General features: G+C 69.8%; 17 protein-coding genes and 1 tRNA gene. 14 read left to right on the top strand and 4 right to left on the bottom strand.

The genetic code is table 11. From position 1 onward, the window contains the following. Positions 1-61: 61 nt before the first annotated feature. Together N869_RS00375 and N869_RS00370 are read left to right on the top strand one after the other, a co-directional pair. Positions 62-1,312: an MFS transporter gene (locus N869_RS00375; RefSeq protein ID WP_035056234.1), complete on the top strand. Its 1,251-nt coding sequence runs from the start codon at positions 62-64 to the stop codon at positions 1,310-1,312. Further along, positions 1,309-2,454, top strand: coding sequence for a UDP-N-acetylmuramate dehydrogenase (locus N869_RS00370; RefSeq protein ID WP_035056231.1), 1,146 nt, complete (start codon positions 1,309-1,311; stop codon positions 2,452-2,454). Before N869_RS00375 ends, N869_RS00370 begins: the two co-directional genes overlap by 4 nt. Here N869_RS00370 and N869_RS00365 read toward each other — a convergent pair. The 4 genes from N869_RS00365 to N869_RS00350 form a co-directional block, all read right to left on the bottom strand. Further along, positions 2,397-3,491 carry an adenosine deaminase gene (locus N869_RS00365; protein ID WP_052104789.1) on the bottom strand — a complete coding sequence of 365 codons (1,095 nt, stop codon included), beginning with the start codon at positions 3,489-3,491 and terminating at the stop codon, positions 2,397-2,399. The genes N869_RS00370 and N869_RS00365 overlap by 58 nt on opposite strands. 60 nt (positions 3,492-3,551) lie before the next feature. Further along, positions 3,552-4,394, bottom strand: a complete 843-nt coding sequence (locus N869_RS00360; RefSeq protein WP_035056229.1) for an ABC transporter permease — start codon at positions 4,392-4,394, stop codon at positions 3,552-3,554. Beyond that, positions 4,391-5,242 (bottom strand): ABC transporter ATP-binding protein, encoded by an 852-nt coding sequence (locus N869_RS00355; RefSeq protein WP_035056227.1) that lies wholly within the window; start codon positions 5,240-5,242, stop codon positions 4,391-4,393. Before N869_RS00355 ends, N869_RS00360 begins: the two co-directional genes overlap by 4 nt. 99 nt (positions 5,243-5,341) lie before the next feature. Continuing rightward, complete coding sequence (locus N869_RS00350) at positions 5,342-6,559, bottom strand: pyridoxal phosphate-dependent aminotransferase (protein ID WP_035056225.1); 1,218 nt, start codon at positions 6,557-6,559, stop codon at positions 5,342-5,344. Between the two features lie 268 nt (positions 6,560-6,827). Between N869_RS00350 and N869_RS00345 the strand changes: the two genes are divergently transcribed. The 12 genes from N869_RS00345 to fusA all read left to right on the top strand — a co-directional run bounded on the left by N869_RS00345 (position 6,828) and on the right by fusA (position 21,938). Beyond that, positions 6,828-6,900 (top strand) — tRNA-Trp (locus N869_RS00345). A 65-nt stretch (positions 6,901-6,965) separates the two neighbouring features. Further along, complete coding sequence (gene secE, locus N869_RS00340; RefSeq protein WP_035056221.1) at positions 6,966-7,241, top strand: preprotein translocase subunit SecE; 276 nt, start codon at positions 6,966-6,968, stop codon at positions 7,239-7,241. A 65-nt stretch (positions 7,242-7,306) separates the two neighbouring features. Next, a complete protein-coding gene (gene nusG / locus N869_RS00335; RefSeq protein ID WP_035056218.1) occupies positions 7,307-8,068 on the top strand; it encodes a transcription termination/antitermination protein NusG in 762 nt (253 codons plus the stop codon). A 78-nt stretch (positions 8,069-8,146) separates the two neighbouring features. After that, positions 8,147-8,578 (top strand): 50S ribosomal protein L11, encoded by a 432-nt coding sequence (gene rplK, locus N869_RS00330; RefSeq protein ID WP_035056215.1) that lies wholly within the window; start codon positions 8,147-8,149, stop codon positions 8,576-8,578. A 95-nt stretch (positions 8,579-8,673) separates the two neighbouring features. Next, the gene (gene rplA / locus N869_RS00325) at positions 8,674-9,393 is read left to right on the top strand and encodes a 50S ribosomal protein L1 (protein WP_035056212.1); all 720 of its coding nucleotides are present in this window, start codon (positions 8,674-8,676) and stop codon (positions 9,391-9,393) included. A gap of 351 nt (positions 9,394-9,744) precedes the next feature. Further along, positions 9,745-10,275, top strand: coding sequence for a 50S ribosomal protein L10 (gene rplJ / locus N869_RS00320; RefSeq protein WP_035056209.1), 531 nt, complete (start codon positions 9,745-9,747; stop codon positions 10,273-10,275). 76 nt (positions 10,276-10,351) lie between these two features. Then, a complete protein-coding gene (rplL, locus tag N869_RS00315; RefSeq protein ID WP_035056206.1) occupies positions 10,352-10,741 on the top strand; it encodes a 50S ribosomal protein L7/L12 in 390 nt (129 codons plus the stop codon). A gap of 338 nt (positions 10,742-11,079) precedes the next feature. Further along, on the top strand, positions 11,080-14,586 hold the full coding sequence (gene rpoB / locus N869_RS00310) for a DNA-directed RNA polymerase subunit beta (protein WP_035056203.1): 3,507 nt from the start codon (positions 11,080-11,082) through the stop codon (positions 14,584-14,586). A 98-nt stretch (positions 14,587-14,684) separates the two neighbouring features. Continuing rightward, positions 14,685-18,560 carry a DNA-directed RNA polymerase subunit beta' gene (locus N869_RS00305; protein WP_035056201.1) on the top strand — a complete coding sequence of 1,292 codons (3,876 nt, stop codon included), beginning with the start codon at positions 14,685-14,687 and terminating at the stop codon, positions 18,558-18,560. A gap of 379 nt (positions 18,561-18,939) precedes the next feature. Next, positions 18,940-19,314, top strand: a complete 375-nt coding sequence (gene rpsL / locus N869_RS00300) for a 30S ribosomal protein S12 (protein ID WP_035056198.1) — start codon at positions 18,940-18,942, stop codon at positions 19,312-19,314. After that, a complete protein-coding gene (gene rpsG, locus N869_RS00295; protein WP_035056195.1) occupies positions 19,314-19,784 on the top strand; it encodes a 30S ribosomal protein S7 in 471 nt (156 codons plus the stop codon). The genes rpsL and rpsG overlap by 1 nt, the downstream gene beginning before the upstream one ends. Before the next feature lie 51 nt (positions 19,785-19,835). Further along, a complete protein-coding gene (gene fusA, locus N869_RS00290; RefSeq protein ID WP_035056191.1) occupies positions 19,836-21,938 on the top strand; it encodes an elongation factor G in 2,103 nt (700 codons plus the stop codon). Positions 21,939-21,946: the final 8 nt, after the last annotated feature.

The following is a 21,946-nucleotide window of genomic DNA, read 5'->3' as shown; positions in this document are numbered from 1 at the left end:
CGGCGTCCCCGCCCGTCGCGACCGGCGCACCCGATCGTGCGCCGCTCACCGTCGCCGCCCGATGACCACGTCCCAGGCCCGGCCCGGGCGGACCCCGGAGGCTGTGGCGGCACGCCCGGCAGCTGTCGCGGTGGCCCTCACGTTCGCGCTGAACGGGTTCACGTTCGCATCCTGGGCCTCGCGCATGCCCGCGGTGCGCGACGGGCTCGTGCTCAGCCCCCGGGAGGTCGGCCAGCTGCTGCTCGTCGGCGCGGTGGGCTCGCTGGTCGCGCTCCCGCTGTCGGGCGTGGTCGTGCAACGGCTGGGTGCCCGACGCACCGTCACCTTCTTCGCGCTCCTGACCGTCACCGGACTCCTGGTGGCCGGTGCGGGCGTGACGGCCACCACCGTGTGGGTGGTCGCCGGTGGCCTCCTCCTGTTCGGGGTCGGGACGGGCATGTGGGACGCCGCCATGAACCTCGAGGGCGCTGCGGTCGAGCAGCAGCTGCGCACGTCGGTCATGCCGCGCTTCCACGCCGGGTTCTCGATCGGCACCCTCATCGGTGCGGGCTGCGGTGCGTTGGCGGCCTGGGCAGGGCTGCCCCTACCCGCCCATCTGGGCGTGGCGCTGTCGATCACGGTGGTGGGGGTCCTGCTCTGCGTCCGTCGGTACCTGCCCGAGGGCGCGCACAACCCGGCGGCCTCCGCACCCGGGCAGCCCCGTCGTGGTGCCTTGTCGGCCTGGGGCGAGCCCCGCACGCTGCTCATCGGGTGCGTCGTCCTGGCGGCCGCGCTCACCGAGGGCGCTGCCAACGACTGGGTGGCGCTGGCGGTCGTCGACGGGTTCGGTACCGGTGACGCCGCGGGCGCACTCGGCTTCGCGGTCTTCGTGGCGGCGATGACGGCGATGAGGTTCGGCGGCACGGTCCTGCTGGACCGGTTCGGTCGGGTGCCGGTGCTGCGGCTGTCGTCGAGCCTGGCGCTCATCGGGCTGCTGGTCTTCGGGATGTCCCCGTGGCTGTGGCTCGCCGTGGTCGGGATCGTGGCCTGGGGAGCCGGTGCCGCGCTCGGGTTCCCGGTCGGCATGAGCGCGGCCTCGGACGACCCCGCCAGGGCTGCTCCGCGCGTGGCGGTCGTGGCCACGGTCGGGTACAGCGCGTTCCTGGCCGGGCCCCCGCTGCTCGGGCTTGTCGCCGAGCACGTGGGGTACCGGGGCGCGCTCCTGGTGATCGCCGCGCCCGTGGTCGTCGGGCTCCTCGTGGTGCGTGCGGCGGCGCCGTTGCCCACAGCGGTGCGGTCGGGCGACGGGCCGGCGCCTAGCCTGGACCCGTGACCACCCACCCTGCCCCCCGCGCCACCGCTCCGTCCCTCGCCGAGCTCACCACCCTGCGCCTGGGCGGCCCGGTGGGCCGTTACGTCGAGGCCGACGACGAGGCCGCGCTGGTCGCCGCGGTCCGTGACGCCGACGCCGCCGGCGAACCGGTCCTCGTGCTCGGAGGTGGGTCGAACCTCGTCGTGGACGACGCCGGCTTCGACGGCCTGGTCGTGCGGGACCTGCGGGCGCAGGTCCGGGTGGAGTCCGCCGACACCTGCGGTGGCGCGAGCATCTCGGTGACCGCCGGCACCCCGTGGGGCCAGGTCGTGGACCGCGCCGTGGACGAGGGGTGGGTCGGGGTGGAGGCCCTCGCGGGAATCCCCGGCTCCACGGGCGCCACACCGGTGCAGAACGTCGGCGCCTACGGTCAGGAGGTCGCCGGGGTGCTGTCCACCGTGCGCGTCCTGGACCGCCAGGAGGGACGGGTGCGGACCCTCGCCCTCACCGACCTCGGCCTGGGCTACCGCACCTCGGTCCTCAAGCGCTCCCTGCGCGGTCCGGGCGGCGCCCCCACCCCGTGGTACCCCAGCCCGCGCTTCGTGGTGCTCGAGGTCGGTATGCAGCTGCGACTCGGTTCTCTCTCGACCCCCGTGGCCTACGCCGAGCTCGCCCGACGCCTGGACGTCCCGGTCGGGGGCCGGGCGCCCCTGGCAGAGGTGCGGGACGCGGTCCTGGAGCTTCGGGCCGGCAAGGGCATGGTCCTGGACGCCGAGGATCCCGACACGTGGAGCGCGGGGTCGTTCTTCACCAACCCGGTCCTGGCGTCAGAGCTGGCCGCGACCCTGCCCGAGGGCGCCCCCCGCTACCCGGTGCGCGCGCCCCGGCCGGAGCGCAGCACGGGACCGAGCCTGGGTGCGGTCGACCCCGAGCTGGTCAAGACCAGCGCCGCCTGGCTCATCGAGCACGCCGGGTTCGGGCGTGGCCACGGCCTGCCCGGCGTGGTCGGCCTGTCCACCAAGCACACCCTGGCCCTGACCCACCGGGGCGGTGGCCGCACGCAGGACCTCCTGGCACTGGCACGGGAGATCCGAGACGGGGTCCGTCAGGTCTTCGGGGTCACGCTCGAACCGGAACCGGTGCTGGTCGGCTGCTCGCTCTGAGCGTCCGTCCCGGGCCCGTGCGGGTCGGCGAGCCAGCGGTCGATGCCTGCGAGCAGCCGGCGGGTCGTCCCCGGCGTCGCGCGCGAGGCCCGGACCGATCCCCGCGCCAGCTCGGCGAGCGCCCGGTCGTCCAGCCCGTGGACGCGGCGCGCGACCTCGTACTGCTCGACCAGGCGTGACCCGAACAGCAGCGGGTCGTCCGCGCCCAGCGCGAGCGTCGCGCCGGCGGATGCCAGCCGGCGCAGGGGAAGGTGCTCGTGCTCGGCGAACACCCCCAGGGAGACGTTGGACGCGGGGCAGACCTCCAGGGCCACGCCCCGCCGCACCACGTCGTCCAGCACCCGAGGGTCCTCCACGGCCCGGACGCCGTGGCCCAGCCGGTCCGGTTCCAGGTGCTCCAGGACGACCCCCACGTGGTCGGCCCCCAGCAGCTCGCCGCCGTGCGGCACGGATGCCAGGCCCGCTCTGCGCGCGATCGCGAACGCCGGCGCGAACTCGCTGGTCCGTCCCTTGCGCTCGTCGTTGCTCAGCCCGAAGCCCACCACCTGGCCGGGCCCGTCACCGGCGTACCTGGCGGCCAGGCGCGCCAGGGTCCGCGCGTCGAGCGGGTGCCGCATCCGAGAGGCGGCGACCACGACGCCGACCTCCACACCGGTGCGGGCACTGGCCGCCCGGGCCTCGTCCATGACGATCTCCAGGGCCGGGGTGAGGCCACCGACGAAGGGCGCGTACGACGTGGGGTCGACCTGGATCTCCAGACGGCCGGACCCCTCGGCCGCGTCGTCCTCGGCGGCTTCGGCGACGATCCGCCTCATGTGCGCCTCGGAGCGCACGCACGCCCGCGCCGCGTCGTAGAGGCGTTGGAACCGGAACCATCCGCGTGCGTCGGCCGGGACCTGCAGGGGGTTCCCGTCGAGCAGGGCGGCCGGCAGGCGCATGCCCTGGTGGGCGGCGAGCTCGGCCAGGGTCGCCAGCCGCATCGAGCCGGTGAAGTGCAGGTGCAGGTGGGCCTTGGGGAGCCGGGCCAGGTCACGCATCGGGTCAGTGTGCCAGCGGCTGCCGCGCCCGGCCCGTCGTGCGGTGCCCCGGACCCGGTCTCACCCGTCGTCGCGTCGTAGCCACCGGAACGTCCGCACCCCGACGACCAGGCCCACGACCAGGTAGGCCAGGAGGACCAGGGCGATGCGGTCGTGCTCCCAGGACCCGGCGGGCTCGAGGACGACGGCCGCGTCGGGCAGGAACACCGACCGCATCCCCTGCGCCATCCACTTGAGCGGGAACAGCGAGGCGAGCTGCTGCATCCAGCCGGGTAGGTCGTAGAAAGGGAAGAACACCCCGGAGATGAACTGCAGGACGATGACCACAGGTGTGACGACCGCCGCGGCCGATCGCGCCGAGCGCGGGATGGAGGAGAACGCGACCCCGCACACCGCACCGGCGGCGGTGCCGAGCACGAACACCCAGCCGAAGGTCAGCCAGCGGTCGGGGTCCTCGGGCAGCTCCACCCCGAACAGCCACGCCCCCGCGGCGACCAGCAGGCCCATCTGCACGACGCTGGTGACCAGCACCGATCCGGTCTTCCCCAGGAAGTACGCGGAGGGAGGCATGGGCGTGCTGCGCAGGCGCTTCAGAGCCCGGGTGTCGCGCTCCTCCGAGACGCTCAGCGCGAGGTTCTGGAAGCTGGACAGCAGCACCCCGGTGGCGATCATGCCGGGCAGGAAGTACTGCGCGAACGGCACACCGGGTTCGGGCCCGACGCGGTTCCCGTCCTGCCCGAACACCAGCGCGAAGATCGCGAGCATGACGATGGGGTAGGCGAAGATGAAGAAGACCGCGTCGCGCTCCCGGAAGAACTGCCGGATCTCCAGGCCGGTGCGGGCCAGGGCCAGCCGGGGGAGGGCGGGCAGCGCGGTGCGTGGCGGGCGCGTGGTGCGGCTCATGGCTCCTGGGCCCCCACGAGCGAGAGGTAGACGTCCTCCAGGGTGGGTCGCAGGACCTGGAGCCCGGGGACCTCGGCCCCGAGCCGGGACGCGAGCTCCTGCACCACGGCGGTCGGGGTGGCGGTGACGACCTCTCGGGGTGCGCCGTCCTCGGTCCAGCGCACCTGGACCCGGTCGGCCGCGGAGGCCCGCAGGGCCGCCGGCGTCTCGAGGGCGACGACCGTGCCGTCGCGGACCACCGCGCACCTGTCGGCGAGGTTGTCGGCCTCCTCCAGGTAGTGGGTGGTGAGCAGGATCGTGGCCCCGTCGTCCCGCAGGCGGCGCACCAGGTCCCAGAAGGACCGTCGTGCCTGCGGGTCGAACCCGGTGGTCGGCTCGTCGAGGAAGACCAGCTCGGGTCGCCCGACGATGCCCAGTGCCACGTCGAGGCGCCGGCGTTGCCCGCCGGAGAGGTGGCGGGTGCGGGTCCGGGCCTTGTCCGCCAGCCCGACCGCGGTGATCAGCTCCTCGGGGTCCCTGGGGCGCGGGTAGTAGAGGGCGAAGTGGCGCACGAGCTCCCGCACGGTGAGCTCGGCCTGGTCGTGGGCGTCCTGGAGGACGACACCGATCCGGGACCGCCAGGTCCGGTCGGCGCGCCCGGGGTCCGTGCCCAGGACGCTGACCTCGCCGGAGTCGCGGGTCCGGTGCCCTTCGAGGATCTCGACGGTCGTGGTCTTGCCGGCGCCGTTGGGGCCCAGGACCGCGACGATCTCCCCGTGCTCGACGGTCAGGTCCAGGCCGTCGACCGCCTGCTTGGTGCCGTACCGCTTGCGTAGGTCACGCACGTGGACGGCGGGGGTGGTGGTCACCGCGTCATCCTGGCCGAGCCGGTGAGTGCCGCGCCACCCCCGACGTGGGACGGGGACCCGCCCTGAGGCAGGTCCCCGTCCCGGGTGGTGCGTGTCGGCTCAGCCGGCCTCGGCGAGCAGGCGCTGGATCCGGCCCACGCCCTCGGCCAGGTCCTCGTCACCCAGCGCGTAGGACAGCCGCAGGTAGCCGCTGGGGCCGAACGCCTCCCCGGGGACTACGGCGACCTCGGCCTCGTCCAGGATCAGCGCGGCGAGCTCGGCGGACGTGGTCGGGGTGACGCCGCGGATCGTGCGGCCCAGGACTCCCTCGACGCTGGGGTAGGCGTAGAACGCCCCGGTCGGGGTGGGGCAGTGGACCCCGTCGATGGCCGAGAGCATCTCGACCATGGTCCGGCGCCGCCGGTCGAACGCGGCCCGCATCTCCTCGACGGCTGTGAGGTCACCGGTGAGTGCGGCGATCGCGGCCCGCTGGGACACGTTGGCGACGTTCGAGGACAGGTGGGACTGGAGGTTCGTCGCCGCCTTGGTGACGTCCACCGGCGAGATCATCCAGCCCACGCGCCAGCCGGTCATGGCGTACGTCTTGGCGACCCCGTTCAGGACGATGGTCGTGTCGGCGAGCTCGGGGACCGCCTTCACGATCGGGGTGAAAGCCGCGTCGTCGTAGAGCAGGTGCTCGTAGATCTCATCGGTGATCACCCAGATGCCGTGCTCGAGCGCCCAGCGGCCGATCTCCTCGGTCTGCTCGGGGCTGTACACCGCGCCGGTGGGGTTGGACGGTGAGCAGAACAGCAGGGCCTTGGTGCGGTCGGTGCGTGCGGCCTCCAGCTGCTCGACCGTGACCAGGTACTGCTGGTCGGCGCCGGCGAACACCTCGACGGGGTTGCCCCCGGCCAGGCGGATCGCCTCGGGGTAGGTGGTCCAGTACGGAGCGGGGAGGAGGACGTCGTCGCCGGGGTCGACGATCGTCGCGAAGGCCTGGTACACGGCCTGCTTGCCACCGTTGGTCACCAGGACCTGGTTCGCGGCGACCTCGTAGCCGGAGTCACGCAGCGTCTTGGCCGCGATGGCCTCGCGCAGGTCGGGCAGCCCCGCGGCGGGGGTGTAGCGATGGTTGGCCGGGGCGGAGCAGGAGGCGACGGCGGCGTCGACGACGTACTGCGGGGTCGGGAAGTCCGGCTCGCCGGCGCCGAACCCGATCACGGGCCGGCCGGCGGCCTTGAGGGCCTTGGCCTTGGAGTCGACGGCGAGCGTCGCGGACTCGGCGATGGCACCGACGCGACGGGAGATCCTGGGAGCGGCAGGTGTCTGGGTCACCCGTCCATAGTGGCAGAGCCGCGATGACCGCGAGCGTGTGTCCGCGAGCCCCGGGTGCCACCCGGGGCGTGTCGTGGGGTACCGTCGTCCGAGGTCGGGTGCGGGTTCCGCGGGGGCCGCGGTCTACGCGGTTCGCCCCAGGGGCGCGGAGCGCGTACACTCGACCGCTGGTGGTTGACCTCCGCCATGATGAGGCGTGCCCGTGAGGGTGCGGTCGGGTGCTGATCTGCCCGTCCGAGCGGATTCAGGGTGGTGGCGGTTCCACCGAAGGGCAGTGGCGCAATTGGTAGCGCACCGGTCTCCAAAACCGGCGGTTGTGGGTTCGAGTCCCGCCTGCCCTGCGTGACCGAGCCGTGACGGGTCGGTGCAGTGCACACGCAGGCATGTCGAGACCGAGGGAAGAACCGTGAGCGATTCCGCACCAGCGGCAGCGTCCGGCGCCGAGGGCGCCGGCCGTGGCACGCGCCCGGGCAGCGAGGATCGCCGTCGTGGGCTCTTCGGACGGATCGCGCTGTTCGTGCGCCAGGTCGTCGCCGAGCTCAAGAAGGTCGTGCGGCCCACGCGCCCCGAGCTCATCACCTACACGTCGGTCGTGCTGGTCTTCGTGGCCGTGGTGATGGCGTTCGTCACCGTGATCGACCTCGGTATCGGTACCGCCGTCGGCTGGATCTTCGGCGGCTGAGCGCCGCGTCACCGCCACCGCAGCCGTCACCGCAGGACCCTCACCCCAGAAAGCAGGTTGCCCTCGTGTCGCAGGAGCCGTTGGACCCGACCGAGCAGGACGAGCCGCAGGCCGTCGAGGCCGAGGTCGACGTGCCTTCCGAGCCCGAGGCCCAGCCCGATGGCGACCAGGCCCAGGCGGACGGTGACGAGGCATCGGTCGAGGTCCCCGCGGGCGACGCCGAGCCCGAGGAGCAGGACCCGGTCGAGGAGTTCCGCGCCGAGCTGCGCCGCCTGCCGGGGGAGTGGTACGTGATCCACTCCTACGCCGGGTACGAGAACCGCGTGAAGGCGAACCTCGAGAACCGCACCCAGAGCCTCAACATGGAGGACTACATCTTCCAGGTCGAGGTGCCCATGGAAGAGGTCACCGAGATCAAGAACGCCCAGCGCAAGGTCGTGCGCCGGGTGCGGATCCCCGGCTACGTGCTGGTCCGCATGGACCTCACGGACGAGTCCTGGGGGGCCGTGCGGCACACCCCCGGTGTCACCGGGTTCGTGGGTCACACCCACCAGCCGGTGCCCCTCACCCAGGACGAGGTCTTCTCCATGCTGGCGCCGACGCTCGCACCGGCGCCGCAGAAGGCGGCGCCCGCGGCCTCGGCCCCGCAGATCGCGGTCGACTTCACCGTCGGCGAGTCGGTCACCGTCACCGACGGGCCGTTCGACACCTTGCCCGCGACGATCTCCGAGATCAACGCCGAGGCGCAGAAGCTCAAGGTGCTCGTCTCCATCTTCGGCCGGGAGACCCCGGTCGAGCTGTCGTTCAACCAGGTCGCCAAGATCTGACCGGGCAGCGCCCGCGACAGCACTGCAACCGGGTCATCGCCCACGGCGTCGGCCCACGAACACGAGAGGGAAGGCATCATGCCCCCCAAGAAGAAGGTCTCCGGCCTGATCAAGCTCCAGATCAACGCCGGTGCTGCGACGCCCGCCCCGCCCATCGGCCCGGCCCTTGGTCAGCACGGCGTCAACATCATGGAGTTCTGCAAGGCGTACAACGCGGCGACCGAGTCGCAGCGCGGCAACGTGGTGCCGGTGGAGATCACGGTCTACGAGGACCGTTCCTTCACCTTCATCACCAAGACGCCTCCGGCGGCTGAGCTGATCAAGAAGGCCGCCGGCGTGGCGAAGGGCTCGCCCACACCGCACACGACCAAGGTCGCCTCGTTGACCCAGGACCAGGTCCGGGAGATCGCCCAGACCAAGCTCGAGGACCTGAACGCCAACGACATCGACGCCGCGATGAAGATCGTCGCCGGCACCGCCCGTTCGATGGGCATCACCGTCCAGGACTGACCTGACGGGTACGCCGCCCGGGCCGACCGGCCCGGGCGGGTGGCAGGGCCAGGCGCTGGCCCGACGACCACGACTGCACACAAGGAGACACGCAGATGGCACAGCGCAGCAAGGCGTACCGCCGTTCCGAGGAGCTGATCGACCGCTCCCGCCTGTACGCCCCTCTCGAGGCGATCCGCCTCGCCCAGAAGACCTCGACGATCAAGTACGACGCGACCGTCGAGGTCGTGTTCCGCCTCGGGGTCGACCCTCGCAAGGCCGACCAGATGGTCCGCGGAACCGTCAACCTGCCCCACGGCACCGGCAAGACCGCCCGGGTCATCGTGTTCGCGACCGGTGAGCGTGCCGAGCAGGCTCGGGCCGCGGGTGCCGACGAGGTCGGCGGCGACGAGCTCATCGCCAAGGTGGCCGACGGCTACACCGACTTCGACTCCGCGGTCGCGACCCCGGACCTGATGGGCAAGGTCGGGCGCCTGGGCAAGGTCCTCGGGCCCCGTGGGCTGATGCCCAACCCGAAGACTGGCACCGTCACCATGGACGTGGCCAAGGCCGTGGGCGACATCAAGGGCGGCAAGATCGAGTTCCGTGTGGACAAGCACGCGAACCTGCACTTCATCATCGGCAAGGCCTCGTTCAGCGACGTCCAGCTGGTCGAGAACTACGCCGCGACCCTCGACGAGGTCCTGCGGCTCAAGCCGTCGTCGTCCAAGGGGCGTTACATCATCAAGGCGTTCGTGACCACGACGATGGGTCCGAGCATCCCGCTCGACCAGAACAAGACGCGCAACCTCACGTCCGAGGACGACGCCGCCTGACGGCCCGTCCCGTCACGTCACCGCAGGCCGGTCCCGCTCGGGACCGGCCTGCGGTCGTCCCGGGCGGGTGCGACGACGCCCGTGCCTGGCGAAGGGGACCGACCCGATTTGGTCCTGGCCGGCCGATCCCGTAACCTGCTTGAGCCCAAGACCGCAGGTCGTCGTTCGCAAGCCTCCGGGCCAGTGATCGACCGAAGCTCCGCACTGAGCGGGGGCCGGCGCAGGTGAGTGACTCCGATGTGGTGGACCGTCAGCGGTCGTGCCCTACGAGCCCCGCGCCTGCGCGGGGCTCTTCTCATGTCCGGGGCGTGCACGACGCAGACCTGCGGCACCACCACCGGAAGGATTGCCATGGCGAGGCCGGACAAGGCAGCCGCAGTCGAGGAGCTCGCGGGTCAGTTCCGCGACTCCAACGCTGTCATGCTGACCGAGTACCGCGGGCTCAGCGTGGCGCAGCTCAAGCAGCTGCGTCGGTCGCTGAGCGGCAACGCAAGCTACGCCGTGGTGAAGAACACGCTGTCGGCCATCGCGGCCAAGCAGGCGGGCGTCGAGGGCCTCGACGACCACCTCAAGGGCCCGTCGGCCGTCGCCTTCGTGACCGGTGACCCGGTCGAGGCGGCCAAGGGACTGCGTGACTTCGCCAAGGCGAACCCCCAGCTCGTCATCAAGGGCGGTGTCCTCGACGGGCGCGTCCTGAGCGCGGGGGACGTCACCACGCTCGCGGACCTCGAGTCCCGCGAGGTGCTGCTGGCCAAGCTGGCCGGCGCGTTCAAGGCGTCGCTCTACCAGGCGGCGTACATGTTCACCGCGCCCACGGCCCAGGCCGCGCGCACCATCGATGCCCTGCGTGAGAAGCGGGCGACCGAGGACCAGGCAGCCTGACCTCAGGTCGGCACCTGCCCTCGACACACCACCCCACCTGCTCACGTGAGCAGGGCAACCAGGAAGGAACGCCACCATGGCGAAGCTCACCACCGACGAGCTGATCGACGCTTTCAAGGAGCTCACCCTCATCGAGCTCTCCGAGTTCGTGAAGGCCTTCGAGGAGGTCTTCGAGGTCACGGCGGCTGCCCCCGTCGCCGCTGTTGCCGCCGCGCCCGCCGGCGGCGGCGGCGAGGCCGCTGCCGAGGAGGAGAAGGACGAGTTCGACGTCGTCCTCGAGGCTGCCGGTGACAAGAAGATCCAGGTCATCAAGGAGGTGCGTGCGCTGACGAGCCTGGGCCTGAAGGAGGCCAAGGACCTCGTCGACGGCGCCCCCAAGCCCGTGCTCGAGGGCGCGAACAAGGAGACCGCGGAGAAGGCCAAGGCTGCCCTCGAGGGCGCCGGCGCCACCGTCACCCTCAAGTGATCGACGGCGTGCCCCACGAGGGCGCGCCGCGTTCAGCACCACCACGAGGCCCGCACCGATGGTGCGGGCCTCGTGCGTGCCGGGGCCCCGGCACCTGGGGACGACACGTGGCTGTCGGTCTCGGGCGCTAGCCTGGCGAGTGGCGGCTCGAGCCTGGGCTGGACACGCTTTGGGCGACCGGCTACGCTAGCGCTTTGCGCTGGCTTGTGCCTGCCCCCCTCAACTCGACCCTTCGGACCGCCCCTCGTGCAGTGGCCGGACCGAAGGTCGTGGGTGTGTGAGGACGGGCGTGCTGTCGGCCCGCGCGCGTGCACTCGATCCGCAGGGAAGGACCCCTCTTGGCTGCCTCGCGCACCCCTTCTGCTCCGTCCGCTGACGCTATCGCGAACCGCACCGCTTCGCGTCGCGTCTCCTTCGCAAAGATCTTCGAGCCGCTCGAGGTCCCTGACCTCCTCGGGCTGCAGACCGAGAACTTCGACTGGCTCCTGGGCAACGCCGCGTGGCAGGAGCGTGTGGCGGCCGCTCTGGAGGCGGGCCGACAGGACGTCCCCGAGACCTCGGGTCTGGAGGAGATCTTCGAGGAGATCTCCCCGATCGAGGACTTCGGCGGGACGATGTCCCTGTCCTTCCGCGACCACCGCTTCGAACCGCCCAAGTACACGGCGGAGGAGTGCAAGGAGAAGGACTTCACCTACGCGGCGCCGCTGTTCGTCACCGCGGAGTTCGTGAACTACACCACCGGCGAGATCAAGAGCCAGACGGTGTTCATGGGGGAGTTCCCCCTGATGACCGAGCGCGGCACGTTCATCATCAACGGCACCGAGCGCGTGGTCGTCTCGCAGCTGGTCCGTTCCCCGGGCGTGTACTTCGAGCGGACGCCGGACAAGACGTCCGACAAGGACATCTTCACCGCCAAGATCATCCCGAGTCGTGGTGCGTGGCTGGAGTTCGAGATCGACAAGCGCGACGCCGTCGGTGTCCGCGTGGACCGCAAGCGCAAGCAGTCGGTCACGATCCTACTCAAGGCCCTGGGCCTGAGCGAGGCGGAGATCCGCGAGGAGTTCGCCGAGTTCCCGGCGGTCCTGGAGACCCTGGAGAAGGACCACGTGTCCACCCAGGACGACGCGCTGCTGGACATCTACCGCAAGATCCGTCCGGGCGAGCCGCCCACGGTCGAGGCCGGTCGGGCGCTGCTCGAGAACTTCTACTTCAACCCCAAGCGGTACGACATGGCCAAGGTCGGTCGCTACAAGGTCAACAAGAAGCTCGGCATCGACGCACCCCTGTCGGACTCGGTGCTGTCCGTCAGCGACGTCGTCGCGACGGTCAAGTACATGGCGGCGCTGCACGCCGACGTCACGGCCCTGCCGGGTACCCGAGCGGGCGAGAGCGTCGAGGTCCGTGTCGAGACCGACGACATCGACCACTTCGGCAACCGCCGCATCCGTGCGGTCGGTGAGCTCATCCAGAACCAGGTGCGTACGGGTCTGTCGCGCATGGAGCGCGTCGTCCGTGAGCGGATGACGACGCAGGACGTCGAGGCGATCACCCCGCAGACCTTGATCAACATCCGCCCGGTCGTGGCGTCGATCAAGGAGTTCTTCGGCACGTCCCAGCTGTCGCAGTTCATGGACCAGAACAACCCGCTCGCCGGCCTGACGCACAAGCGTCGCCTGTCGGCCCTGGGCCCGGGCGGTCTGTCCCGGGACCGCGCGGGCATGGATGTGCGTGACGTGCACCCCTCCCACTACGGCCGCATGTGCCCGATCGAGACCCCTGAGGGTCCGAACATCGGTCTGATCGGCTCGCTCGCGACCTACGGCCGGATCAACGCGTTCGGGTTCGTCGAGACCCCGTACCGCAAGGTCACCGACGGCAAGGTCACCGACGAGGTCCACTACCTCACGGCCGACGACGAGGACCGGTACGTCATCGCGCAGGCCAACGCCGAGCTCGGTGAGGACGGCGGGTTCGTCGAGGACCGCGTGCTCGTGCGCGTCAAGGGCGGCGAGGTCGAGATCGTGCCGCCCACGATGGTCGACTACATGGACGTCTCGCCGCGCCAGATGGTGTCGGTCGCCACGGCGATGATCCCCTTCCTGGAGCACGACGACGCCAACCGTGCGCTCATGGGCGCGAACATGCAGCGCCAGGCCGTGCCGCTGGTCCGCTCCGAGGCGCCGCTGGTGGGTACGGGCATGGAGCGCCGTGCCGCCGTCGACGCCGGCGACGTGATCGTCGCGACCAAGCCGGGCGTGGTGACCGAGGTCTCCGCCGACCTGGTGACCGTCGCGAACGACGACGCCACGACGTCCACGTACCGGGTCGCGAAGTTCCGCCGCTCGAACCAGGGCACGTCCTACAACCAGCGGGTGCTGGTCGACGAGGGCGCCCGGGTCGAGGTCGGCTCGGTCCTCGCCGACGGTCCGGCCACCGACGAGGGCGAGCTCGCCCTGGGCCGCAACCTGCTGGTCGCGTTCATGTCCTGGGAGGGCCACAACTACGAGGACGCGATCATCCTCAGCCAGCGCCTGGTGCAGGACGACGTCCTGACCTCGATCCACATCGAGGAGCACGAGGTCGACGCCCGTGACACCAAGCTCGGGCCCGAGGAGATCACCCGTGACATCCCGAACGTCTCCGAGGAGGTCCTCGCGGACCTCGACGAGCGCGGGATCGTGCGGATCGGTGCCGAGGTCAGTGCCGGTGACGTGCTGGTCGGCAAGGTCACCCCGAAGGGCGAGACGGAGCTGACCCCGGAGGAGCGCCTGCTCCGCGCGATCTTCGGCGAGAAGGCGCGCGAGGTGCGCGACACCTCGCTCAAGGTGCCGCACGGCGAGTCCGGGACGGTCATCGAGGTCCGCACCTTCAACCGTGAGGACGGCGACGAGCTGCCCGCCGGCGTGAACGAGCTGGTGCGGGTGTACATCGCCCAGCGCCGCAAGATCACCGACGGTGACAAGCTCGCCGGGCGTCACGGCAACAAGGGCGTCATCGCCAAGATCCTGCCGGTGGAGGACATGCCGTTCCTCGCCGACGGGACCGCCGTGGACATCGTCCTGAACCCGCTGGGTGTGCCTGGCCGAATGAACGTCGGCCAGGTCCTGGAGACCCACCTGGGGTGGGTGGCCAAGCAGGGGTGGGACATCGAGCTCGCCGCGGACGGTGCGCAGTGGGCGGCGGACGTCCCGCCGGCTGCCGAGCGCAGCGCGCCGGGGACCCCGGTCGCGACGCCGGTGTTCGACGGTGTGCCCGAGAACGTCCTGACCGGTCTGCTGGACGTGACGCACACCAACCGTGACGGTGACCGGCTGGTCGACTCCTCGGGCAAGACGCGCCTGTTCGACGGCCGCTCCGGTGAGCCGTTCCCGGAGCCGGTCGCGGTGGGCTACATGTACATCCTCAAGCTCCACCACCTGGTGGACGACAAGATCCACGCGCGCTCGACCGGCCCGTACTCGATGATCACGCAGCAGCCGCTGGGTGGTAAGGCGCAGTTCGGTGGTCAGCGGTTCGGTGAGATGGAGGTGTGGGCGCTGGAGGCGTACGGCGCGGCCTACACCTTGCAGGAGCTGCTCACCATCAAGTCCGACGACGTGCCTGGTCGCGTCAAGGTCTACGAGGCGATCGTCAAGGGCGAGAACATCCCCGACTCGGGAATCCCGGAGTCGTTCAAGGTCCTCCTGAAGGAGATGCAGTCGCTCTGCCTGAACGTCGAGGTCCTCAACTCCGAGGGCGGGCACATCGACATGAAGGAGTCCGACGACGAGGTCTACCGGGCCGCGGAGGAGCTGGGCATCGACCTGTCCCGCCGCCCCAACGCCTCGAACGTCGAAGAGATCTGATCCGCTGCGGCCGGGGAGCGTCCCACGCTCCCCGGCGCCAGCCACCGGCTCCCACCGGCCTTGAACGGTGATACGGACTGACGAAGGAAGTAGGAACCTTGCTCGACGTCAACGTCTTCGACGAGCTGCGCATCGGCCTGGCGACCGCGGAGGACATCCGCAGCTGGTCGCACGGTGAGGTCAAGAAGCCCGAGACCATCAACTACCGGACGCTCAAGCCGGAGAAGGACGGGCTCTTCTGCGAGAAGATCTTCGGTCCCACCCGGGACTGGGAGTGCTACTGCGGCAAGTACAAGCGCGTGCGCTTCAAGGGCATCATCTGTGAGCGCTGCGGCGTCGAGGTGACGCGCTCCAAGGTCCGCCGTGAGCGGATGGGCCACATCGAGCTCGCCGCCCCGGTGACCCACATCTGGTTCTTCAAGGGTGTGCCCTCGCGGTTGGGGTACCTGCTGGACCTGGCTCCGAAGGACCTCGAGAAGGTCATCTACTTCGCGGCCTACATGATCACCGAGGTCGACGAGCAGGGCCGGGACGAGGACCTCCCCAACCTCCAGAACGAGATCGACCTGGAGAAGAAGGAGATCACCAACCGCCGCGACGTCGACATCGACAAGCGCGCCCGTCGCCTGGAGGAGGACCTGGCCCAGCTGGAGGCCGAGGGCGCCAAGGCCGACGCGCGCCGCAAGGTCCGCGACTCCGCCGAGCGCGAGATGGCCCAGCTGCGCAAGCGTGCGGATGCCGAGCTGGACCGCCTGGACCAGGTGTGGGACAGGTTCAAGAACCTCAAGGTCGCCGACCTCGAGGGTGACGAGCTCCTGTACCGCCAGCTGCAGGACCGTTACGGCAACTACTTCACCGGTGCGATGGGCGCTGCCGCGATCCAGAAGCGCCTGCAGGACTTCGACCTCGTGGCCGAGGCGGAGAACCTCCGCGAGATCATCCGGTCGGGCAAGGGGCAGCGCAAGACGCGTGCGCTCAAGCGCCTGAAGGTCGTGAACGCGTTCCTGACGACGACGAACAACCCTCAGGGCATGGTCCTGGACGCCGTGCCGGTCATCCCGCCGGACCTGCGTCCGATGGTCCAGCTCGACGGTGGCCGTTTCGCCACCTCGGACCTGAACGACCTGTACCGCCGGGTCATCAACCGCAACAACCGGCTGAAGCGTCTGCTGGACCTCGGTGCACCCGAGATCATCGTCAACAACGAGAAGCGGATGCTCCAGGAGGCCGTCGACGCGCTGTTCGACAACGGCCGCCGCGGACGTCCGGTGACCGGTCCGGGCAACCGGCCGCTCAAGTCGATCTCGGACATGCTCAAGGGCAAGCAGGGGCGTTTCCGCCAGAACCTGCTCGGTAAGCGTGTCGACTACTCGGGCCGTTCGGTCATCGTGGTCGGCCCCGAGCTCAAGCTGCACCAGTGCGGCCTGCCCAAGCAGATGGCTCTCGAGCTGTTCAAGCCGTTCGTGATGAAGCGGCTCGTGGACCTCAACCACGCGCAGAACATCAAGAGCGCCAAGCGCATGGTCGAGCGTGCACGCCCGCAGGTGTGGGACGTGCTCGAAGAGGTCATCACCGAGCACCCGGTTCTGCTCAACCGCGCGCCGACGCTGCACCGTCTGGGCATCCAGGCGTTCGAGCCGGTGCTGGTGGAGGGCAAGGCCATCCACCTGCACCCGCTGGTCTGCGGTGCGTTCAACGCCGACTTCGACGGTGACCAGATGGCGGTCCACCTGCCGCTGAGCACCGAGGCGCAGGCCGAGGCCCGCATCCTGATGCTGTCGAGCAACAACATCCTCAAGCCGTCGGACGGCCGTCCGGTGACCATGCCCTCGCAGGACATGATCATCGGCCTGTTCCACCTGACGACGGACAAGGACGAGGCGCTCGGCGACGGGCGTGCGTTCTCCTCCGTGGCCGAGGCGATCCTCGCGTTCGACCAGGGGACGTTGGACCTCAACGCGCGCATCCAGCTGCGCTTCCCCGAGGTCGTGCCGCCCACGGGTCTGGAGGTGCCCGAGGACTGGGCGCCGGGCGACCCGCTGCGCATGGAGACCACGCTGGGTCGGGCGCTGTTCAACGAGCTGCTCCCGGTCGACTACCCGTACATCAACGAGGAGGTCGACAAGAAGCGCCTCTCGGCCATCGTCAACGACCTCGCCGAGCGTTACCCGAAGGTCGAGGTCGCGGCGAGCCTGGACGCGCTCAAGGACGCCGGGTATCGGTGGGCCACGCGTTCGGGTGTGACCATCGCGATCTCGGACATCCCGATCCCTGAGGCGAAGACGGCCATCCTGGAGGACTACGAGGCGCGTGCGGCTCGTATCCAGGGCCAATACGACAAGGGTCTGATCACCGACGACGAGCGACGTCAGGAGCTCATCGAGATCTGGACGCAGGCGACCGACGAGGTCGCCAAGGCGATGCAGAAGAACTTCCCGCGCCACAACGGGCTGAACCGCATGGTCGGTTCGGGTGCGCGAGGGAACTGGATGCAGGTCCGTCAGATCGCCGGTATGCGTGGCCTGGTGGCCAACCCCAAGGGTGAGATCATCCCGCGGCCCATCAAGTCGAACTACCGTGAGGGTCTGTCGGTCCTCGAGTACTTCATCGCGAGCCACGGTGCGCGTAAGGGTCTGGCCGACACCGCCCTGCGTACCGCCGACTCGGGCTACCTCACCAGGCGCCTGGTCGACGTGTCGCAGGACGTCATCATCCGCGAGGACGACTGCGGTACCGAGCGGGGCCTGACCCTGCCGGTGGCGGAGAAGCTCGCGGACGGCACCCTGGTGCGCCACGAGAAGGTCGAGACGAGCATCTACGCCCGGACCGTCGCCACGGACGTGACGGCCGCTGACGGGTCCGTCGTGGCCCACGCCGGCGACGACGCGGGTGACGTGCTGATCGGCACGCTGCTCGAGGCCGGCGTCACGGAGATCAAGGTCCGCTCGGTCCTGACGTGCGAGTCGCGGGTGGGCACCTGTGCCCGGTGCTACGGCCGGTCCCTGGCCACGGGCAAGCTGGTCGACATCGGTGAGGCCGTGGGCATCATCTCGGCCCAGTCGATCGGTGAGCCCGGCACCCAGCTGACGATGCGGACGTTCCACACCGGTGGTGTGGCCTCGGCCGACGACATCACCCAGGGTCTGCCGCGTGTCCAGGAGCTGTTCGAGGCGCGCACCCCGAAGGGTGAGGGCACGATCGCGGAGTTCTCCGGGCGGGTCACGATCGACGAGTCCGAGCGGACGCGTCGAATCCTGCTCACCCCGGACGACGGCTCCGAGGAGATCGCGTACCCGATCACCAAGCGGTCCCGGCTGCTGGTCGAGGACGGTGACCACGTCGAGGTCGGCACCCAGCTGGTCCAGGGTGCGATCGACCCGAAGAAGGTGCTGCGGATCCTGGGCCCGCGTGCGACCCAGAAGCACCTGGTGGACGAGGTCCAGGAGACCTACCGTTCCCAGGGTGTGGACATCCACGACAAGCACATCGAGGTGATCGTCCGGCAGATGCTGCGTCGGGTCACGGTGCTGGACTCCGGGGACACGGACCTGCTGCCGGGCGAGCTCGCCGAGCGTGGGCGCTTCGAGGACGCGAACCGTCGGGCCATCGCCGAGGGCGGTCAGCCTGCCTCGGGTCGTCCGGAGCTGATGGGCATCACGAAGGCGTCGCTCGCGACGGACTCGTGGCTGTCGGCGGCGTCCTTCCAGGAGACGACGCGGGTGCTCACCGAGGCCGCGATGAGCGGGCGGAGCGATCCGTTGCTCGGCCTCAAGGAGAACGTCATCATCGGTAAGCTCATCCCGGCCGGTACCGGCCTGCCCCGGTACCGGAACGTGCAGGTGGAGCCCACCGAAGAGGCGAAGGCCGAGCTGTACCCGAGCTTCGGGTACGACGAGATCGACTTCCCGCCGTTGGGTGTCGGTTCCGGTGAGGCGATCCCGCTCGAGGACATCGACTTCGGCGACCTTCGCTGACAGCGTCCTGATGCGTCGGGGACCTGCCGTGCGGCAGGTCCCCGACGGCGTTGCGGCGCGCTTTGACGCTGTAGGGACCACCGGGTAACGTAAGCCCCTGTGCCCGCGTCGTCGGGCTCTCGTGCGTGCACCGCTCCGTTCGTAGCCTCCCGTGGGGAGGTCAGGCGGGTGCGGGGCCGGGGTGCAACCCGTGGGCACGGCCCCAACCGCTCTGCTCAAGGCGGTCGGTGTCGGGCCCGAACGGGGCGACACGCCCGGGTGCGGGGGTCGGAGTATGGCGTCGACGGGACGAAAGACCCCAGGAGCGGCGTCGTCGCTCCTCGTGACCGACCATCCGGCGGTCGACCAGACGAGCAGTACCGAGAGACACGGAGATGTAGTGCCCACGATCCAGCAGCTCGTGCGCAAGGGGAGGACGTCGAAGGCGTCCTCCTCGAAGACGCCGGCCCTCAAGGGCAGCCCGCAGCGGCGCGGTGTGTGCACCCGCGTCTACACCACCACACCCAAGAAGCCGAACTCCGCACTGCGCAAGGTGGCGCGTGTGAAGCTCTCGAGCCAGATCGAGGTCACGGCCTACATCCCCGGCGTGGGGCACAACCTGCAGGAGCACTCGATCGTGCTCGTGCGTGGCGGCCGTGTGAAGGACCTTCCCGGCGTGCGCTACAAGATCGTCCGCGGTGCTCTCGACACGCAGGGCGTCAAGAACCGCAAGCAGGCACGGAGCCGGTACGGCGCCAAGAAGGAGAAGAGCTGATGCCTCGTAAGGGCCCGGCCCCCAAGCGGCCGCTCGTCGCCGACCCCGTCTACGGGTCGCCCGTCGTCACCCAGCTGATCAACAAGGTGCTGCAGGACGGCAAGAAGTCCGTCGCAGAGTCGATCGTGCACGGCGCCCTCGAGGGTGCGCGCGAGAAGACCGGTGGCGACCCCGTCGTCGTCCTCAAGCGCGCGCTCGAGAACGTGCGCCCCGCGCTCGAGGTCAAGTCGCGTCGTGTCGGTGGTGCGACCTACCAGGTGCCGGTCGAGGTCCGTCCCGTCCGCGCGACCACGCTCGCGCTGCGGTGGCTCGTCGACTTCGCCCGCGCCCGTCGCGAGAAGACGATGACCGAGCGCCTCATGAACGAGATCCTCGACGCGAGCAACGGCCTGGGTGCCGCTGTCAAGCGTCGCGAGGACATGCACAAGATGGCAGAGTCGAACAAGGCGTTCGCGCACTACCGCTGGTGATCCCGGCGTCGACCCGGCGCCCCCGACTGCTTCGAAGAAGGGCTTCACACCGTGGCACTTGACGTGCTGACCGACCTCAAGAAGGTCCGCAACATCGGCATCATGGCCCACATCGACGCCGGTAAGACGACCACGACCGAGCGGATCCTGTTCTACACCGGGGTCAACTACAAGATGGGCGAGACGCACGACGGCGCCTCGACCATGGACTGGATGGAGCAGGAGCAGGAGCGCGGCATCACGATCACGTCGGCCGCGACGACCTGCTACTGGAAGAACAACCAGATCAACATCATCGACACCCCTGGTCACGTCGACTTCACCGTCGAGGTGGAGCGGTCGCTGCGGGTGCTCGACGGTGCGGTCGCGGTGTTCGACGGCAAGGAGGGTGTCGAGCCCCAGTCCGAGACGGTGTGGCGCCAGGCGGACAAGTACGACGTTCCGCGCATCTGCTTCGTCAACAAGATGGACAAGCTGGGCGCCGACTTCTACTTCACGGTCGACACGATCATCAACCGGCTGAAGGCGAAGCCGCTGGTGATGCAGCTGCCGATCGGGTCCGAGAGCGACTTCGTCGGCGTCGTGGACCTGCTCGAGATGAAGGCCCTGACCTGGCGTGGGGAGACCCCCCTGGGTGAGGCCTACACGACCGAGGAGATCCCGGCGGACCTCCAGGCCAAGGCCGAGGAGTACCGCGGCCAGCTGGTCGAGGCCGTGGCCGAGGCTGACGAGGAGCTCCTCGAGAAGTACCTCGGCGGGGAGGAGCTCACGCTCGCCGAGCTCAAGGCGGGTATCCGCAAGCTCACGGTCTCGAGCGAGGCGTACCCGGTCTTCTGCGGCTCGGCGTTCAAGAACAAGGGCGTGCAGCCCATGCTCGACGCCGTGATCGACTACCTGCCGACGCCCCTGGACGTGGCGTCGGTCTCCGGTCACGCGGTCGGCAACGAGGACGAGGTGATCACTCGCGACCCCTCGACGTCGGAGCCCTTCTCGGCACTGGCGTTCAAGGTCGCGACCCACCCGTTCTTCGGCAAGCTGACCTACGTCCGCGTGTACTCGGGCAAGGTCCCCTCCGGTGCCCAGGTCGTGAACTCGACCAAGGGCAAGAAGGAGCGCATCGGGAAGCTCTTCCAGATGCACTCCAACAAGGAGAACCCGGTCGAGGAGGCCATCGCCGGCCACATCTACGCGTTCATCGGACTCAAGGACGTCACCACGGGTGACACGCTGTGCGACCCCGCCAAGCAGGTCGTGCTGGAGTCGATGACGTTCCCCGAGCCGGTGATCGACGTGGCCATCGAGCCCAAGACCAAGGGCGACCAGGAGAAGCTCTCCACCGCGATCCAGAAGCTCGCCGAGGAGGACCCGACGTTCCGCGTCCGCCTCGACGAGGAGACCGGCCAGACCGTCATCGGCGGGATGGGCGAGCTCCACCTGGACATCCTGGTGGACCGGATGCGACGCGAGTTCAAGGTCGAGGCGAACGTCGGCAAGCCTCAGGTCGCGTACCGCGAGACGATCCGCCGCAAGGTCGAGAAGATCGACTACACGCACAAGAAGCAGACCGGTGGTTCGGGCCAGTACGCGAAGGTCCAGATGACCTTCGAGCCGCTGGAGTCCGAGGACGGCGAGCTGTACGAGTTCTCGAACGCCGTCACCGGTGGCCGCGTCCCGCGTGAGTACATCCCGAGCGTCGACGCCGGGATCCAGTCCGCGATGGAGCTCGGTGTGCTCGCCGGCTTCCCGCTCGTCGGGATCAAGGCCACGCTCCTGGACGGCGCGTCGCACGACGTCGACTCCTCGGAGATGGCGTTCAAGATCGCCGGCTCGATGATCCTCAAGGAAGCGGTCCGCAAGGCCGACCCGGTTCTCCTCGAGCCGGTCATGGCCGTCGAGGTCCGTACTCCTGAGGAGTACATGGGCGAGGTCATCGGCGACATCAACTCGCGTCGCGGCATGATCCAGTCCATGGAGGACGCGACGGGCGTGAAGGTCGTCCGCGCTCAGGTGCCCCTGTCGGAGATGTTCGGCTATGTCGGTGACCTGCGTTCCAAGACGCAGGGTCGCGCGGTGTACTCGATGCAGTTCGACAGCTACGCCGAGGTTCCTCGGGCTGTTGCCGAGGAGATCATCAAGAAGACCCGGGGCGAGTAGTCCCACAG

The sequence above is a fragment of the Cellulomonas bogoriensis 69B4 = DSM 16987 genome (genome assembly GCF_000767165.1).
GTDB classification, from domain to species: Bacteria; Actinomycetota; Actinomycetes; order Actinomycetales; family Cellulomonadaceae; genus Actinotalea; species Actinotalea bogoriensis.
This window is presented reverse-complemented; position numbering and strand designations above follow the sequence as displayed.